The sequence below is a fragment of the Shewanella sp. MSW genome (assembly GCF_007636515.1).
Taxonomy (GTDB): domain Bacteria; phylum Pseudomonadota; class Gammaproteobacteria; order Enterobacterales; family Shewanellaceae; genus Shewanella; species Shewanella indica.
The window spans coordinates 155,867-172,503 of the sequence record NZ_LVDR01000002.1 but is presented as its reverse complement, the minus strand read 5'-3'; the positions used below and the strand labels follow the sequence as shown (position 1 = coordinate 172,503).

Sequence of the window (16,637 nt, the reverse complement as noted above, 5' to 3'; positions counted from 1 at the left end):
TTAACTTGCGCTCTCGGCCTGCTTCAAACCGGATTTTACCCGGTTGAATATGGTCAGACAGAGTAACAGGAGCACCAATGACAGGATCAAATTGAGCCAGAATGGCGTCAACCAACCCAAGGCGACAGCCAGCCCCAGAATACCGAAGACAAACGCGCGATCGCTCTTGCCCATGGGGCCATCATAGCGGCGCTCTGCCCCCACCATCAGGCCGAGCACCCCGGCGTATTCACTGGCAACGGCCAGTAAGGTCAGGGCGATCACCAGCGCAGGTTCCACACCACCGAGCAAGGCGAAAGGCAGATAGAGTATCGCATCCGAAACGATATCGGCGAGCTCATTGAGATAGGCGCCGAGACGGGATTGCTGCCCAAACTCACGGGCCAACATGCCATCTATGGCATTGAGCGCCATTCTTTTCAGCATCCAAATAGGGATGAGAGCAAAGAGCCAAGGATGAGGCCAGATAAGCAACAGGGTTCCCAGCAATATAGAACCCAGCGCCGCCAACACTGTGACTTGATTGGCGCTGACGCCGCGCCGATACAGACGGGTAACCAGTGGCCTCAGTAGGCCCTGAAAGCGGGATTTCAACTGATAAACAGACAAACTCATTGGCTACAACATCCTAATCGAGAAAGAAAAGTTCTCACAGTCATCCTTGAGTCTCGCGCAAATGACCAAAGTGCACTATGCCTGATTTTTAATATGCTTCAAAGTGCTTGGGGGAAAAAGCCGCGGCTGAATCACGCCCCAACCGCAACGCCTCCGAAAAGAGGGAAAGAGCGCTAAAGCGCCCTTTCCTCTCTGTTACCAATTGGCATCCAGAGTGAGCTTGGGCACCGCCAGCTCAGCACATTGGCTCGAAAGGCGATAAAACACGGCTTCGGCGGCCGGGTAACCATAGGCAGCTACCTGGTTGGCGGCCTGGGCCTGATAGCGCACACCCCAGAGATCGAACCAGGGACGCATATCCAGTTGCAGCAACTTCGACAGGCTGAGCAGCATAAAGTCGTTGCCATCCAGGTTCGGGGCATAGATATAACTGCTCATGCCCAGTGCATCCCTCATCTCGCCCCAGCGAGCGACGTCGGCAATCGCATGGCTGAACAGACGCTCATGCAGATAGAGCAAGGTGAAAATCTGCCAGCCGTTATCCAAACCGGCATGTTCTTCGGCCAATGCCGCCAGCTGCAGATAGAAATCCAGCCTGGGCCCGGCGTTGTCATAGGTGCCGGTCTGACTCCAGAGCTTTTCGTAGACAGAGGTCACAGGATCGCTGCTGTTTTGCGCCTGTTTCAGCCACTCGAACGTGGTTTGAGGCGACTGGCGATCGCAGCTGGCGATCCGCTCACCACTATCTTTAAAGCGTTGCCAACCCTTGTACAGCGGGAAAATATTATTGGAGACTTCACCGGAGCGGCCACCATAGATTTTCAGCCGGTTCCGCTGCAGATTGTGGCCTATCTCGTGACTCTCGCCCCAGCCGAAGGGACTCAATACCCAGGCTTGATCATAGGGGTTACCCGAGCAGCCGCCACCACAGTGTGCCGCCTCATCGACATTGATGTGCTGCACCTTGGGTTTGGCATGGATCTGTTCATTTTGGCAATCCCAACCCAGCAGGGCGCAGCGGGCGGCCACGCTGGGTGCCAGCGCCAGTCCTTCACCACTGAAGCCGGCCAGATCGTAGGTCCCCTTGATCATATAGCGCCAAACATCATTCAGGGCCTGCTCCACATCGCCGCGGTACGGCTCGGCATAGATGAACTGTTTCATCATATGTTTGCGGGAGTTAACTTCGACAAAGTCGGTGCGCAGCCCGGCCCAGCTCAGCGGGCTGGTTTCAAGCGCCGTCAAATAACCACTCGCTTGGTTGAAATCCTTGAGGTAGGGATAGGCCAGTACATTTTGCGCTTCAACACTCACCACGCCCTCACCGGCCGGCAGTTGCAGCATCAAAGTCCCGCCATAAGGGCTACTCAGGGTCAGAGGTTGCCCGGGTTTCAAGGTCAGCTCGACCGAGCGCAAAAATTTGGGGCGCTGGTATCCCTGGTTATTGAATTCCCGGGTTGAGCCGGTTCTCTGGGTATTGATAAAGGCCTTGACCGTCAGCGGCAGTGTGTCTTTGCGCTCGAGACGCACACTCTGGCCGGGCAACAAGTAAAAACCGCTGCCGCGATAACCACTCTCTTTACCCAGTGCCATTTCCAGGCTGACGTTCTCAAGCGTCAGCGTTTGCGGCAAAGGATCGCTGAAATTGCCCAAATCCGGCTGCGCTGGATTATTCCCCCTCAAATACAGCGCCAAGTGGTCGGCCAGATAGGCCGCCAGAAAACGCCCTTGCGGCGTGGTGTCCTTATCCATGGGATAAGCTATGTCGGCACGGTAAAGATCGCCAAGCAACACAAAGAGTTTCAGCAGCCTGCGCCCCTCGTTGCCGAACAACATCTGACCACGGCTATCCAGTTGATTAAGTGAATTTTTAAGCGCTCTGGCACCTGCAAGAAACTCAGACTCAAAGCCGTTGACCTTGTCACAGCTCACTTTACCCACATAGGTTTCACAGCCGGACCAGTCAAAGTTGAAGTCATCATCAATAAAGTGTTGTGTCAGGCGCTGCTCACTGCCAAGCAGCGGGAAAGCGGCCGCCATGGCCGTGGCCGAAGACCAATCGGCAGCGGCGCTGGCCCAGAAGTTACCGCCATAGGGCAAACTGACTCCCATGGTTCCGGCAATGGCGTCGGCCACCGCATTGGTCGCTTCATACCAGTTGTGCTGATAATAGAGTGCCTTGCCCGATGCCAGCGCCCGGGAATAGACGCCGGCTACCTGCCCGGCATCGGTATCGGCCGCGCGCCAGCCACTGATTAACAACTGGGCATCGGCGATACAGGCTTCCAAAGTGGCGACCTGATTACAACTCTTGATGGTCCAATTGGGAAACCGCCCTTGCAGCCAACTGCGACTGGCACTCTCCTGGCCACCAAGAAAGCTCAAGGACACGGTCAATGGTTGCTGCAATTCTGCCACTTGTGCTCTGTTCAGCAACCAAGCCAGCAGATTATCATTGGCTGGCTCCATGGCGGTGAGTTCACCGGCATGGAAACGGGCAAACAGATGGGTACCAAAGGCCGCAAAGCGCCCGGTATGCTGCTCGCCGGCGACGGCCAATACCTGCCCCGTGTTGGCACGTAGCAGAGGTGTGGCGATTTCCGGCTCGATGATATTGAACAATTGAGTTCGGTTGCCTGGAGCATAGGCCAGCGCCGTATCGGCAAATACCCTTTGCCGCAGGGCTTGCTCATTCGAGCGCAGCTGCGTTATCTGCGCGGCAATCGCCTCAAGCAGAGTATCCGGGTTCAGCCCGCTTGCATCACCGCTTGCCAGCGCCCGCTCCAGAGGGCTTTGACCGTCCACGCCAAAAACTGCCAACTTGAGGCTGACGCTGCCACCACGGCCATCACTGACCTGCAATAGCCCTTGATCGCTGCCCTTGGCATCTTTATCTGCTTTGTAGCTCAGCATATCGCCATCGAGACTGAACTGCCCCAGCTTGCCCTGCTCGGCAATGCTGGCCTGCAAGGGATCGCCATCGGGATCTGACACATAACCTTGCCAGTTGACCGTAATGCTCTGCAGCAAGCTGTCATAAGCCAGCTGAATATCGTCACCCTTAGGCGCTTGATTAACGCCAGCAGGCGGCTGCAGATTATCACCGCTTGACCCGGCGCCACTTTCATCATCACCACCGCCGCAAGCGCCAAGCAGTAAACTACCCAGTAATATCGAGTGCAGCAACAGAGGTTTTTTTCTTGCCATCACAGATGTTTCCCATTTGTTATTCCGGGTTAATTCTAAAGTCTGCCATGGAAAGATAAAACCTTTATAATCAACTTTTTAAGCAACTATCAATGCGTAAATTTTATGACTCAAAGGCAGTTTTTTGACACTCATTCAAGCGCTGCAGCACCGGCAAAGGATTAACCAAAATTAATTCAGCATTTCGCCCAAGTTGTGCTGCAATAGGCCCAAGTTAAACCCATTTTGAGGCCCTTGGTTCACCACTATGGAACTTTTGCTCGACCCACACATATGGATCGGACTCTTTACCCTTATCATCCTCGAGATAGTTCTCGGCATAGACAACCTGGTATTTATTGCCATTCTGGTTAAAAAACTCCCTCAACATCAAAGAGACAAAGCCCGGGTCATAGGCCTGTCGCTGGCCTTATTGATGCGCCTTGGCCTATTGGCCGTGGTGTCCTGGCTGGTCACCCTCAACCAACCTTTGTTCAGCCTTGCCAATTTCAGTTTTTCCGGACGGGATCTGATCCTGATATCCGGTGGTCTATTCCTGCTGTTCAAGGCCACCAGTGAACTGCATGAACGGCTGGAGTCCAAAGAGCCGGAAATAGGCCAGAAAGTCGCCTATGCCAGCTTTGGCATAGTTGTGACCCAGATACTGGTGCTGGATGCGGTATTCTCCATCGACTCCATCATCACCGCGGTCGGCATGGTGGATGAACTCTGGGTGATGATGACAGCCGTAGTGGTAGCCATGACTGTGATGTTGCTGGCTTCCAAACCGCTGACTCGCTTTGTCAATGCCCACCCAACCGTGGTGGTGCTCTGTCTCAGTTTCCTGTTGATGATAGGTTTCAGCCTGGTAGCCGAAGGCTTTGGTTTCCATATTCCAAAAGGCTATCTGTATGCCGCCATAGGTTTCTCCATCATGATCGAGTTCTTCAACCAGTTGGGGCAACGCAGGTTCGAACAACGTGAAGCCCGTAAACCCTTGAGGGACAGGACAGCCAACGCTATTTTCAAGCTGATGGGCGGCAAGAAACAGTTTGAAGAAATTGACGAAGATGAAGAACAGCCAAACGACGAGCGTGCCCTGAGCAAGTGCTTTGCTGAAGACGAGCGCAACATGGTCGGCGAGGTGCTGACTCTGGCGGAGCGCCGCATCAAGAGCATTATGACGCCGCGAGCCGAAATAAGCTGGGTTAACCTCAGCCACAGCCCCGAGCAGATAAAACAACAACTGCTTAGCGACAGATTCAGCCAGTATCCCCTGTGTGACGGCGATATAGACAAGGTCGTGGCACTGGTGAGTGCCAAGGAGTTGCTGGCCGCCATAGAGCAACAACGGCCACTGCAGAGTCTGCGCCCCGGCCACAAGCCGGTGATAGTGCCGAAAAGCATCAGCGTGTTCCGTTTGTTGGAAGAGCTAAAGCGCGCCAAGGCCGACATGGCGTTGGTCACAGACGAATTCGGTGCCCTATTGGGACTGGTCACCGGCCACGACATTCTCGAAGCCATAGTCGGCGAACTGCCCCAGGAAGATGAGGCCGAAGAGATCCGCATCGATGGCGATGGTTGGCGCGCTCGCGGCAGCATTAACCTGCATCAGTTAGGGAAGCTCCTGGGCTACGATGAACTCGAAAGCCATAATCACGAGTATGTGACCCTCGCGGGCATGTTACTGGCACGCTTTGGCCGGATCCCGGAAGCAGGCAGTGTGCTGACTATAGAGCCCTGGCGCTTTGAAGTCACTGAGATGAATCAGCACCAGATAGCCGAAGTCAAAATAAGCCGTCTGGATCAGCAAACTGAAAACAGCCCTGCCAACGACGGCCCCTATCAAACGCTAGTAGAAAACTGATCCACAAGCGCCGATAGCCAAACAAAATTTGCGGTTATCGGCGCTGTTTTTACGACAACCCGCCTTTCCGCCATTTGTTGATCACCTAGCTCCTTCGGGCACTCCGGCTCCATCGGACAATTCCCAAACTTAAGTAGTCACCCGCGAATAATTAGACAAACCCAAGCCGCCAACGCGATAATCCCTCCCCAATATCACTTTTATCAGACATTTTCGGTTCAAAGAGCACTAAAAGTATGAAGAAACGCTTCTGCCTGCCATGGATAGCAATAATAATGATACTGGCCAGCCCTGCTCTGTCGGCGACCAACGCAGAGCAATTCTCCCGCTTGCTTAAAGGGGCCGAAAGCCAGCTCTATTCCCTGCCGCAACGGTCGCAGGCTCAACTGTACGAGATGGAAAGCGGGCAACTCAAAGACCTGCCCAAGCCCCTGCTGACCCGTTTTTATCTGACCAAGGCGACAGTATCTCTGCTGCTGCATGAGATCCCCGCCGCCGAGCAAGCCGCCAAAGAGGGCCTGAAACTGGCGGTTCCGGGAACCAGCGAACATACCCTGCTGGAACTGAGACTGGTACAGGTGATGTTGCAATCCGGCAAGGTCACGCAGGCCATCAGCGAACTGCAAAAAATAATAGATAGTCAGCAAAATTCGGCCGATAAAGTGGTTCAGGCTGAAGCCCTGCTACTAAAAAGTAAGGCGCTTGAACAGCAAGGCAAGCTGGATGCATCCTATGCCAGCCTGATGCTGTCATTGGACGCCGCCGAACAGAGCCAGAACAAGGAGTTGCTGGAGCGGATCTCCTTTGGCATGGGCCACCTTCTGGTGCGCCTCAACGGCTTTGAGCGCTCGGAAAAACTGCTTAAGAAAGCATTCAAATTCTTCAAGGACAGAAGGATGTCCTACAATCAGATGCTGGTGCAATTGGAATTGGCTCAGTTGGCCGAGCAGCAGGGACAGGTTGAAATAGCCATAGATAGATATCAAGCGGCGCTGGAACTGGCCAGAGTATTGGGATACGGCCTGTATCGCTTTCGCATCAATGTAGAACTGGCGCTAAAGTACCGGGATTCCGGGGATGTGTCGTCCATGGCAAAGCACCTGCAACTGGCCGACAAGTTGCAATATCGCGAGACTTCAACCCTCTATACCAGCCGCTTTCAACTGCTCAAGGCCCAAGAGTTACTCAACAAGCATAAGTACGCCGAAATGGCCGTCTATGTCGACCCTCTGCTTATCAGCTTTGCCAAGGAAAAAGCCTTGTTACGCTCCCAGATAGAGCTGTTAAAGGTCAGCGCCGAAGGCTTTGCCGGATTGGGTAATTTCAAGCGCGCTTACGAGGTATTGGATCAGTACCAGCAACGCTTCGCCGTATACAGCTCCAAGGAGTTGGTCAGTAATCTGGATCGCCAGCAGTTACTGTTTAACTTAGAACGTCTCGAATTTGAAAACCAGGATCTCAACTGGAACAACGTACTGCAAAAACTGGAGTTGGAAACCAACCGCACGACCCTGAATCAACTCAATATCATCAGCAGCATCATCCTGTTGCTGCTGTTACTGGCCACTATCATCATTCTCTGGCTCAATCGCTCACGCTTGAAGTGGGGACTGCTGGCCAAGACTGACAGCCTCACCGGCCTCTATAACCGCCGTTATCTGGCAGGTTGGTTGCTGTACCATCAAGCTTCAGAGGAGCAAAGCCAGGAGTCGCAACCTAAGTGGCGCACACTGCTTTTTCGACTGAAATCACTGTTGTTGCCGGCCAAAGTCCAGCGCAGACATGGCCCGCTGGCGTTAATCACGCTCGACATAGATAGTTTCAAAAAGGTTAATGACACTCATGGCCACAATAACGGCGACCGGGTGCTGATCGAACTGGCCAAGGTGATGAAAGCCTTGCTGCGGAAGGATGATCTACTGGCTCGGGTTGGCGGTGAAGAGTTTATGTTATTGCTGCCCAATACCGGCTTGAATGACGCTGTGTCTGTTGCCGAAACCCTTAGGCAAAGCGTGGCCGAGCACATATTCACCCTGGAAAATGGCGAGCCACTGAGACTCACCGTTAGCCAAGGAGTGGCTTTGGACGCCGACGGCTGCCAAAGCTTCAGTCAACTGACTGATACTGCGGATAAACTTCTTTATCAAGCCAAGCAGCTTGGGCGTAATCGAGTCGAAAGTGAGCTGGCACAGGACTCAGAAGCCAACGCAGTTTGAATTCAGGCGTTTGTCTGCGAGCCGCCGCCATTCCAGCTGCCATCGCGGCGCGCCTGATACTCACTGACCATGGCCTCCACTGCCGCCTCGTCGAAAGGACGTAAGCCACTGAGTACCAAGGTCTTACGTCCGGTTCCTACCTGTTTATCATCACTGATAAGCGCGAAATCCAGCGTCACATCGCCGCGTTTGCCATCGACTTTGAGATTGCTGTTAATCAGCTCCAGTTTAACCTGCTCAAACTCCAGGGTGTCCAGTTCAAAACCCATGCTTTCATAGATAACCAAGGGCCGCGCCGGATTAATGGTGACCTGATGCTCGCGCATCAAAGGCACCAAAACATGGGTAAAGTTGAGGCCGGAAAAAGCCACATAACTGCGGACAAATGACTCCAGTTGCCGCTCGCAGTGGCGCGTTTCACCTTCGCGATGGACATTCAGGTAGCGTTTGCCGCGCTCATCTTCTATCGCCAGCTCAGCCCCCTGGTCACCAGGAAAATGCAGACATACGCCGTCACCGACCATGCCTTCAAACTTGAACAGCATCCGGCGGCTAAGGCCATAATCGTTCAACACCAGGGCAAACAGAAGATCGCCTGGAACGCAAAAACGCTTGGCATCCTCATCATGGATAGGATTGAAATCCCCTGCTACTCCCTTGGCAAAATCACTGGCCTGCTTGCGGCCTATGGTTATTTGGTTATTTTCTCTTTTAAAATAATCAACTAGAAACATCTTGTTCGAACACTCACAAAGCCAAGGCTAACCGGAATAAAAAGGTTTATCAGTTTAACCGCCTTTTGACAAATAACTCACCCGATCTGTTGGCCTTGACTTCCCGCCAAGGTTAAATGTTTAAAAATCAAGCAATCGCACTTCAGCGACTTTATCCGAAAATGGTTCCAAGCTCTCCTGGATAACTCAAATACAGCCTTACTACTTTGCTTAAAAGATCAAAAGCTTACTTTGTAAAGCCAGTTTTTCAGGCAAAACCTCAACAATAACAACTCGGTTTACAGACGCTGACATTTGTTAATTTTGATCACAATAATAAATGCAAATCGTTTGCATTTATTAAATCAATTGCTAGAATTCGCTCGATTTCAACAACAGTAACATCACAACGGGAACCAAGATGATCAAGAAAACTCTCATTGCCAGTGCGCTACTGACAGCCCTGTGCGGCCCACAGGCATTCGCCTCGGACGAGACTCAGGAGCTGCGCAAAATCATCGAACAGCAGCAGAAGGTCCTCAAAGATCTGGAGCGCCGTCTGGCAGAAACCGAAAAGCGTCAGCAACAAACTGCCGAGCGTGTCGAGCAAACCGCTGAGCGGGTTGAACAGACCGCTGAGCGGGTTGAACAGACCGCCGAGGTGGTAGATGCCACGCCGCAAAAAACCGCCACCACTATCGGCGGTTATGGTGAGCTGCACTACAACAACATAGACAACAAGCTGGGCGAGGATAAGAAAGAGTTCGACTTCCACCGTTTCGTGCTCTTCTTCGGCCATGAGTTTACCGAAGACACCCGTTTCTTCTCCGAGCTGGAAGTGGAGCACTCCATCTCAGGTGATGGTCAAAATGGTGAAGTCGAGCTGGAGCAGGCCTACATAGAGCACGACTTCAACCAAGCCCTGACTGCCAAGGCGGGTCTGTTCCTGATGCCGGTTGGCATCATCAATGAAACCCACGAGCCACCGGCATTTTATGGTGTCGAGCGCAACCCGGTTGAGAAAGACATACTCCCGGCTACCTGGTGGGAAGCGGGTCTGGCAATGAATATCCAGGCGGCTCCCGGACTGGCCTTCGATGCGGCCGTGACCTCGGGTCTGAATGTCCCTACCACAGGTAAAAATGCCTATAAGCCAAGAAGCGGTCGCCAAAAGGTTTCCGAGGCCAAGGCTGACGATCTGGCCTATACCGGCCGGGTGAAATACACAGCCGTTCCCGGCCTGGAGCTGGCCGCGACGGTGCAGTACCAATCGGATCTGACTCAAGGCGAAGCCAGTGTAGACACTGCCTCGGCCCTGATGTGGTCGGCGCATGCTATCTACCACCTAGAAAACTTCAGTATCAGAGCCCTCTATGCCGAGTGGGACATAGATGGATTTGAAGCCGAAGCCCTGGGCCGCGACAAGCAAAATGGCTGGTACATAGAACCGTCCTACCGCTTTAACGAGCAGTTCGGTATCTTCGCCCGCTACAACGAATGGGACAACAACGCCGGTGACAATCAAGACACCAAAGAAACCCAAACCAATGTGGGTATCAACTACTGGTTGCACGAGAATGTGGTGTTCAAGGCCGACTACGAAAAACGTGGCGGTAAGTCAGACTCAGATGGGTTCAATCTGGGTGTAGGTTATCAGTTCTGATGATCTTTGGGTGCCCTCTGGGGCACCCTCGTTGAGGCATTTATGAAGACTCTTATTGCATTACTCTCGCTGTTTTTGCTGCCATTCACTCAAACCCAGGCGGCGCAAAGCGTTTACCAAAGCCCGGCAGACTTTGTCACCCAGGCCTTGGGAAACCAAGGTAAAGGTCAAGCGAAAGCCAAAGTCTTTTGGTTCAGCGCCGAGCAACGCCAGGTCATAGAAGAGATACTGGCCCACGATTTTCGGCCGCTGCGTACCCGCTATTGGCAGCAGGGAGACGACACTGTCTGGATCCTCGAGGAGATAGGTAAAGAAGCGCCAATCACTGTGGGTATTCAGGTGCGCCATGGGCAGATTTATCGCACCAAGGTGCTTATCTACCGCGAGAGCCGCGGCGATGAAGTCAGGCACGACTTCTTTACCGACCAATTTAAATCGGCAACACTCACAAAAGATAAACAGCTGGACAAACATATAGATGGCATTACCGGAGCGACACTTTCCGTCAGGGCCCTGACCAAACTGGCCCGCATCGCCCTCTATCTTGACCGGCAACTCAGCCTGCAACACGGTCTGCAACAACACAGCCTGCAACAAAACAGCGAGCCCAGATGACACGTAAACATCCGGACTTTCGAGTCCGTCTCCTGCGCACCCTGCGCCCCTGGCACAGACGTATTGGCATCATCAGCAGTGTGCTTGTGTTGCTGCTGACTCTGACCGGCCTGGCTTTGAATCACGGCCGTGAGCTGAACCTATCCCAAGGCGTGCACTGGCAATGGCTGCAAGACTATTACGGCATTGGCGCCCCGGAAGATGTCAAAGTCTGGCAAGCCCAGCCGCTGGCGGGCAGCAGTCAGGGGCAGGCCTGGATAGCCGGCACGCCGCTAGCCGAGCAAACCGATGAGATACTGGCCATAGCCCCCTTTGAAGACAAGTGGCTGCTGCTGACCCGAAACAGTTTGACGATTTTGAGCCAGGATCTTGCTGTGCTGGAAACCCAAACCGAGCTGACAGGTTTGCCGCCGCAGATAAACGCCATGGCGGTCGAGCCCGGCAGTGTCTGGCTGAAAACACCCCGGGGCCAATATCGCAGCGACAGCGAACTGTTGGATTGGCAAGCGGCCAGCAGCCTGGTTGCCCTCCCCTGGATAAAACCACTCGAAGGGGCAAAGATACAAACGCAGCAGTTGCTCGGAGATATTCGCGCCAGTCGCCTGTCCTGGCACAGGGTTCTTCAGGATCTGCACAGCGGCCGGATCTTCGGCGCTGCCGGTAGTTATCTGATGGATCTGGCGGCGATCGCCTTATTGTTGCTGGCCGTGACTGGCCTGATCATTTATTTAAAACAGAAGCGCTGAGATCAAGCCAGCGATGATGTCTGCCCGGGCTCGTTTGAGCTCCCGGCCAGGCCATCGGGCGCAAGCAACTGCAGACTGGCAAATTCACGGTACAGCGGGCTGGTTTGCATCAACTCACTGTGGCTGCCACTGGCCAATAATCGCCCCCGCTCCAGCACCAGAATACGGTCGGCATTGAGCACTGTCGCCAATCTGTGGGCTATGATGAGAGTGGTTCGTCCCGCCATCAACTCATCCAAAGCCTGTTTGACCTTGACTTCACTGACCGCATCCAGGGCACTGGTGGCTTCATCGAGCAGCAGTAAAGGCCTGCGGGCCAAGATGGCGCGGGCAATGGCAATTCGCTGCTTTTGACCACCGGAAAGACGCACGCCACGCTCACCCAAATAGGTATCATACCCCTGGGCAAACTCACTGATAAATTCATGAGCTCTGGCGCCCTTGCAGGCGGCAACCACCTCTTCCAGGCTGGCCTCCGGGCGGCCATAACGCACATTTTCCAGCACACTGGTGGCGAAGATCACCGACTCCTGGGGCACCAGGGCAAACTGTGCCCTCAGGCTCGCCAATGATACAGAAGCGATATCGACACCATCGAGCAGAATGCGGCCGCAACTCGGCTGATAGAAACGCTGCAGCAGCTGAAACAACGTACTCTTGCCGGCACCGCTGGGCCCAACCAAAGCCACCCGTTCACCGGGTTGAATATGGATATTGAGATCCTCAAGCACAGTTGCGCCCTCATCATAGGCAAAACTCAGCTGCTCTATTCTGAGTTCCCCCTTGAGCGGACTGGGCAGCGCCAGCGGCTTGACCGGCTCGGCAATATTTGCCTTGGACTCGGCCAGCTCCATCAAGCGTTCGCTGGCACCGGCGGCCCGCTGAATATCACCTATCACTTCGCTTATGGTGGCCACCGCGCCCGCCACCATCATGGCGTAAAACATGAATGCCGACAGCTCACCGGCGCTGACCACACCGGCCATTACGTCTCTGGCCCCCACCCAGGTCACAGCCACTATGGCACCGATAGTCAGCAACATGACAGAGGAGATCAGTGCCGAGCGATAGCGGATGCGACCACTGGCAGCACGCATCACCGCCGCCAGGTAGCCGTCAAAATTATCGCGATCGCGAGCCTCGTGACCATAGGATTGTACCGTGTGGATCTCATGCAAGGTTTCATCCACATAGGCGCCGAGATCGGCGACACTGTCCTGACTGGTGCGCGCAAGCTTGCGTACCCGCCGCCCGAGCAAACCTACAGGCACCAACACCAGCGGCACGGCCAGCAGCACCAAGGCCGTGAGCTTGATGCTGGTAAAAGCCATCATCACCAAGCCACCCATAGTGGTCACTGAAGATCGCAGCGCCATCGACAGGCTAGAACCTATAACTGTCTGCAACAGAGTGCTGTCGGCGGTAAAGCGGGAGATGATTTCCCCGGTGCGCAAACGGGCGAAAAACACCGGGCTTTGTTCCAGTAACCTGTGATACACCAAGCGGCGAATATCGTTGCTGACTTTCTCACCGAGCCAGGTCATCAGATAAAAGCGGCAGAACACGGCCACAGCACTGACCAAGGTGATCCCCAGAATAAGCAATACAATTTCGTTGAGGCGCCCCGAGTTGTCGGCCATAAAGCCCTCATCCACTATCAAGCGAACCCCTTGCCCCAGGGCCAGCCAGGCCAATGACCCCAGCAGCAGAAACAGCAGCGCCAGGGCAACCCGCAAACGATAAGGCTTAAGAAAGCTCAGGATCCAGGGCAGGATCCGAGCCGAAGAGGTTTGAGGAGCAGACAAGAGAAAATCCAGACAATGACTGTTAATCAGGATTGTGGCGCCAAAGCGCCGATGAGTCCAGCTCAGGCAGGTACGGCCTTGGGCGTTCCATGGTGACCATCACGCATCCAGTTGACATCCAACAACTCGGCACCGCTGAGACTGAACGCCTGGCCAAAGCCTTTGACATAGAGACCGCGCTCGGGCACCAGCTTAAACAAGTTGAAATCGGTCAAGGCCGCCAGGTTATCTATCATCTCACCGAAGCGCCCGGACAACACCTGTACCCCTTTGGCAAAGCTCGGGCTGTCTCTTGCTATCAGCTCGGCGGCGGCATCAAAGGTCAGGCGGCGGCGGGCAAACACGCTGCGCGCCTCGGCTTCGTCTTCCACCAGCATCACAGATACCCGCGGTGACTGTTTAAGGTTGATACCGTGACGCGCCAGATCGCTTACCAGAATATAGAAACCATCATCGGCCAGCGCGAACGGCGCATAACTGGCGTTGGGGATCCCATTGGCATCCTGGGTCGCCAACTGCAAGGTGGTACGCCCCTGTTTGAACTCTTCGATTTCCGGCAGCAGTTTTTCCTGCAGGCGTTGGTTTTCACTGGTCATATTTCCCCCTTTTGGGCAGCCACTTCACCACGGTGACGCCAGTCGGCAAACAGTGCCAACTGTGGCGGCAGCAGCTTGCGTTGTTGATCCCGGCCCAAATAGACCTTAAAAACGATGGCGCCATCAGGGCCGAAGAAATTAATCGAATGACTTTCAGTGCCCCGAAATGGACGACTTATCAAGGCAATGGCACTGAAATTCTCCAATTTCAGATGGCCATGCAGGCCATCTCCCTTGCTGTAGAGGTTAAAATAGCCATGAGCCGTCTTTCCCTTGGGGAAGTCGCCTTTGAATTCAAATATCTGCCCGGCAACTGTGACTATGGTGGTCAACTTACCCCACTCAGGCAGTGCCTGCAGCAGGGCTTCCAGCCACTCCAGCGGCAAGAATTGCTGCTGCTCGGCCGGTAATGCCTGCACCACCTCAAGCTCTGAAATCCCCAGATTAGCGGCGGCATCGGCCGGCAACCACTCGGGGTGTTCCAGCATGGCGGCGGCTATCTGCAGGCGGCCAGCGGCCGCCCTTGTTGTATCGCTTATCTGCATCTGTTGCTCCATCAGAAACGGTAGCGGGCCGAGAGCTTGAAGTTGCGCCCTTGATCCATAAGTGTTTGCCAGGCTTGGATGTACTCTTCATCGCCAATGTTTTCAATGGCAAAGTCGACCCGCAACCCTTCGAAGGTCCCCATGGCAGGCTCCCAGGCCAGATACACATCCCATAGGGTGTAGTCCTGGTAGCGGTTAACCGGGTTATCTTTGGGCACCCTGTCTTGACTGGCGTTATAGCTGACCCGGGTTCCCAGCTTCATATCGCCCGCCATGATCCCCTGCGACAAGTCGAGCACCAACTTGTTGGCCGGAATATTGGCCAGATAGCCCCCGTCATGCCTGTCTTTACCTTCAGTCTGACCATAGCTGAGCGATAAGCGGGTCTGATTGATGCGATACTTTCCTGTCAGTTCAAAGCCAGTCAGTCTGGCCTTGTCGACGTTATCCCAGCGGGTGTTCTGCTCAAGTCTGGGAATGCCGTGCAGTGGATTGGTCACCCGCTGCTCGATAAAGTCATCGACATCGTTTCTGAATACACTCAGGCTCAGCGCCAGTTCATCGTTGCCCGCCAGCTCGGCAAAGCGCATATCGGCCTTCAATTCTTTGTTCTTGGCCTTTTCAGCCTTGAGGTTTTCATTGACCTCAAAGGTATTGCACAGGCCGTTGGGCAAAAAGTTAGGGATGGGAGGAATACAGTAATGAGTACCGCTGGAGTACATCTCCTCCACTGATGGTGCGCGGAAGGCTTCATCGTAACGGGCGCTGAGTGTCAGCCAAGGCGCAGTCTTCCACACCAGTGCCAACGAGGGAGACAAGGCATCGTCATCACTGGAATGGCCCAGGTTATTGCTTTCGTTTTCAAAGCTGTCGTAACGCAGCGCCGGATCCAATGACCAGTTTTCCCCCAGGGCGATATTGGCGGCAACGAAAGCGCCCCACACCCGAGACTCACCATCTATGTTGCCGGGACGCTGACCGCTCTGGCCGCTGTCATCACGGAAGGTTTCTATCTGGTCGCGGTAGCCGTCCAGACCATAAGTTAATTTAAGCCCCTGCCATTGACTGCGATTGGCAATACTGAACCCCAGGGTTTCATATTCTGTGGTGTCGAACTGGCCCTTGGTCAGGCGATTCTCATCATAATCCGTCTTGTTCCAATAGAACTTGGCATCCAGATCCAAAAGGGCGTTGCCCCTTGGTGCCAGGCTGTAGTCCAGGGTCAGGTTGGAATCTTTGCTGTCACGGCGCACCAGAGGCACACTGTTGCTGACACCTGTGGCCGGATTACTGGGCACGGCTTCAAAGATCTCATTGATCCTGCCGGAAAGTTGCAACCTTTGCGCCTCATCCAACTGCCAACCGAACTTGGCCAAGCCGCTGCGGCTACGGCTGGCGCTGTTTTCCAGGGTATTGTCATTACCGGCCTTGATGTTGTCGCCGTCGCTGTAGCTGCCGTTCAACAACCAGTCGATACTGCCCTTGGCTCCATAAATGGCACCACTGCTCTTGCTGCGCTGGCCATTGGTTTCATAGCCCTGCTTGAGATAGCCACCAAAGCTCTGGCCTTCGTCGAGCATCTCTCTGGCCGACTTGGTGTTTTGCGATACCACACCGCCTATGGCGCCACTGCCCCAAAGGCTGGAAGCCGGGCCACGTACCACCTCAACAGAACTGAGCAGCTCAGGGTCCATAAAGAAGGTGCCTCTGTGGCCGGCACTGGCGTTTTGCCTGGCACCATCTATGGTCTGCAATACCCTCTGGCCACTGAGACCACGAATTTCTACCTGCTGGGCAGATGCCCTGGGGCCATTAGCGATATTGATGTTGGCTTCCGTCTTGAGCACTTCGGCCACCGAGTTGCCCTGCTTCTCGGCCAACTGCTCTTCACCGACAACCGCAGCACTGCGGCTGGATTCAGAGACTTTCTCCTGAATGCGGGTAGCACTTACCAGCACTTCATCAAATTCAGCTGTTTTCACCTGCTCGGCAACAGCGGCCAGACTCAGGAGGGGGGTTCCCAATGCCAGAGTAATAGCCATAACCAGCGGTTTTCTATTCATCATCTTA

12 protein-coding genes are annotated in these 16,637 nt (G+C 54.3%); 5 read left to right on the top strand and 7 right to left on the bottom strand.

Going from position 1 to position 16,637, the window contains the following annotated elements:
* The gene (locus AYI96_RS02390; protein WP_144360930.1) at window positions 1–615 is read right to left on the bottom strand and encodes a CDP-alcohol phosphatidyltransferase family protein; all 615 of its coding nucleotides are present in this window, start codon (window positions 613–615) and stop codon (window positions 1–3) included.
* 195 nt (window positions 616–810) lie between these two features.
* On the bottom strand, window positions 811–3,822 hold the full coding sequence (locus tag AYI96_RS02385; protein WP_144360929.1) for an ImpA family metalloprotease: 3,012 nt from the start codon (window positions 3,820–3,822) through the stop codon (window positions 811–813).
* Between the two features lie 247 nt (window positions 3,823–4,069).
* On the opposite strand from AYI96_RS02385, the gene AYI96_RS02380 reads away from it, so the two are divergent.
* Together AYI96_RS02380 and AYI96_RS02375 are read left to right on the top strand one after the other, a co-directional pair.
* Window positions 4,070–5,668, top strand: a complete 1,599-nt coding sequence (locus tag AYI96_RS02380) for a TerC family protein (protein ID WP_144360928.1) — start codon at window positions 4,070–4,072, stop codon at window positions 5,666–5,668.
* Between the two features lie 275 nt (window positions 5,669–5,943).
* On the top strand, window positions 5,944–7,884 hold the full coding sequence (locus AYI96_RS02375; RefSeq protein ID WP_186299999.1) for a GGDEF domain-containing protein: 1,941 nt from the start codon (window positions 5,944–5,946) through the stop codon (window positions 7,882–7,884).
* Window positions 7,885–7,886: 2 nt separating this feature from the next.
* Here AYI96_RS02375 and AYI96_RS02370 read toward each other — a convergent pair whose 3' ends face one another.
* Entirely contained in the window at window positions 7,887–8,618 is a 732-nt protein-coding gene (locus AYI96_RS02370) for a DUF3581 domain-containing protein (protein ID WP_100144868.1), read from the bottom strand.
* Between the two features lie 400 nt (window positions 8,619–9,018).
* Here AYI96_RS02370 and AYI96_RS02365 point away from each other — a divergent pair, with 400 nt between their 5' ends.
* From AYI96_RS02365 to AYI96_RS02355, 3 genes are read left to right on the top strand one after another with little or no spacing between them, the layout of a single operon-like run.
* A complete protein-coding gene (locus tag AYI96_RS02365; protein WP_144360926.1) occupies window positions 9,019–10,260 on the top strand; it encodes a porin in 1,242 nt (413 codons plus the stop codon).
* A gap of 42 nt (window positions 10,261–10,302) precedes the next feature.
* The gene (locus AYI96_RS02360; RefSeq protein ID WP_144360925.1) at window positions 10,303–10,875 is read left to right on the top strand and encodes an FMN-binding protein; all 573 of its coding nucleotides are present in this window, start codon (window positions 10,303–10,305) and stop codon (window positions 10,873–10,875) included.
* Window positions 10,872–11,621, top strand: coding sequence for a PepSY-associated TM helix domain-containing protein (locus AYI96_RS02355; RefSeq protein WP_052248067.1), 750 nt, complete (start codon window positions 10,872–10,874; stop codon window positions 11,619–11,621). The genes AYI96_RS02360 and AYI96_RS02355 overlap by 4 nt, the downstream gene beginning before the upstream one ends.
* A 2-nt stretch (window positions 11,622–11,623) precedes the next feature.
* Here the strand turns inward: AYI96_RS02355 and AYI96_RS02350 are convergent, their stop codons facing one another.
* From AYI96_RS02350 to AYI96_RS02335, 4 genes are read right to left on the bottom strand one after another with little or no spacing between them, the layout of a single operon-like run.
* The gene (locus AYI96_RS02350; protein ID WP_409928937.1) at window positions 11,624–13,456 is read right to left on the bottom strand and encodes an ABC transporter transmembrane domain-containing protein; all 1,833 of its coding nucleotides are present in this window, start codon (window positions 13,454–13,456) and stop codon (window positions 11,624–11,626) included.
* A gap of 32 nt (window positions 13,457–13,488) precedes the next feature.
* Window positions 13,489–14,022 (bottom strand): heme utilization protein HutZ, encoded by a 534-nt coding sequence (hutZ, locus tag AYI96_RS02345; RefSeq protein WP_039034142.1) that lies wholly within the window; start codon window positions 14,020–14,022, stop codon window positions 13,489–13,491.
* The gene (gene hutX / locus AYI96_RS02340; protein ID WP_405130414.1) at window positions 14,019–14,567 is read right to left on the bottom strand and encodes a heme utilization cystosolic carrier protein HutX; all 549 of its coding nucleotides are present in this window, start codon (window positions 14,565–14,567) and stop codon (window positions 14,019–14,021) included. The genes hutZ and hutX overlap by 4 nt, the downstream gene beginning before the upstream one ends.
* Window positions 14,568–14,578: 11 nt before the next feature.
* A complete protein-coding gene (locus AYI96_RS02335; protein ID WP_144360992.1) occupies window positions 14,579–16,630 on the bottom strand; it encodes a TonB-dependent hemoglobin/transferrin/lactoferrin family receptor in 2,052 nt (683 codons plus the stop codon).
* Between the last annotated feature and the right edge of the window lie 7 nt (window positions 16,631–16,637).

What these genes read in the sequence shown, in the direction of transcription:
- AYI96_RS02390 (WP_144360930.1), bottom strand. Translation starts at nt 615, where the DNA reads ATGAGTTTGTCTGTTTATCAGTTGAAATCCCGCTTTCAGGGCCTACTG.
- AYI96_RS02385 (WP_144360929.1), bottom strand. Translation starts at nt 3,822, where the DNA reads ATGGCAAGAAAAAAACCTCTGTTGCTGCACTCGATATTACTGGGTAGT.
- AYI96_RS02380 (WP_144360928.1), top strand. Translation starts at nt 4,070, where the DNA reads ATGGAACTTTTGCTCGACCCACACATATGGATCGGACTCTTTACCCTT.
- AYI96_RS02375 (WP_186299999.1), top strand. Translation starts at nt 5,944, where the DNA reads ATGATACTGGCCAGCCCTGCTCTGTCGGCGACCAACGCAGAGCAATTC.
- AYI96_RS02370 (WP_100144868.1), bottom strand. Translation starts at nt 8,618, where the DNA reads ATGTTTCTAGTTGATTATTTTAAAAGAGAAAATAACCAAATAACCATA.
- AYI96_RS02365 (WP_144360926.1), top strand. Translation starts at nt 9,019, where the DNA reads ATGATCAAGAAAACTCTCATTGCCAGTGCGCTACTGACAGCCCTGTGC.
- AYI96_RS02360 (WP_144360925.1), top strand. Translation starts at nt 10,303, where the DNA reads ATGAAGACTCTTATTGCATTACTCTCGCTGTTTTTGCTGCCATTCACT.
- AYI96_RS02355 (WP_052248067.1), top strand. Translation starts at nt 10,872, where the DNA reads ATGACACGTAAACATCCGGACTTTCGAGTCCGTCTCCTGCGCACCCTG.
- hutZ (WP_039034142.1), bottom strand. Translation starts at nt 14,022, where the DNA reads ATGACCAGTGAAAACCAACGCCTGCAGGAAAAACTGCTGCCGGAAATC.
- hutX (WP_405130414.1), bottom strand. Translation starts at nt 14,567, where the DNA reads ATGCAGATAAGCGATACAACAAGGGCGGCCGCTGGCCGCCTGCAGATA.
- AYI96_RS02335 (WP_144360992.1), bottom strand. Translation starts at nt 16,630, where the DNA reads ATGAATAGAAAACCGCTGGTTATGGCTATTACTCTGGCATTGGGAACC.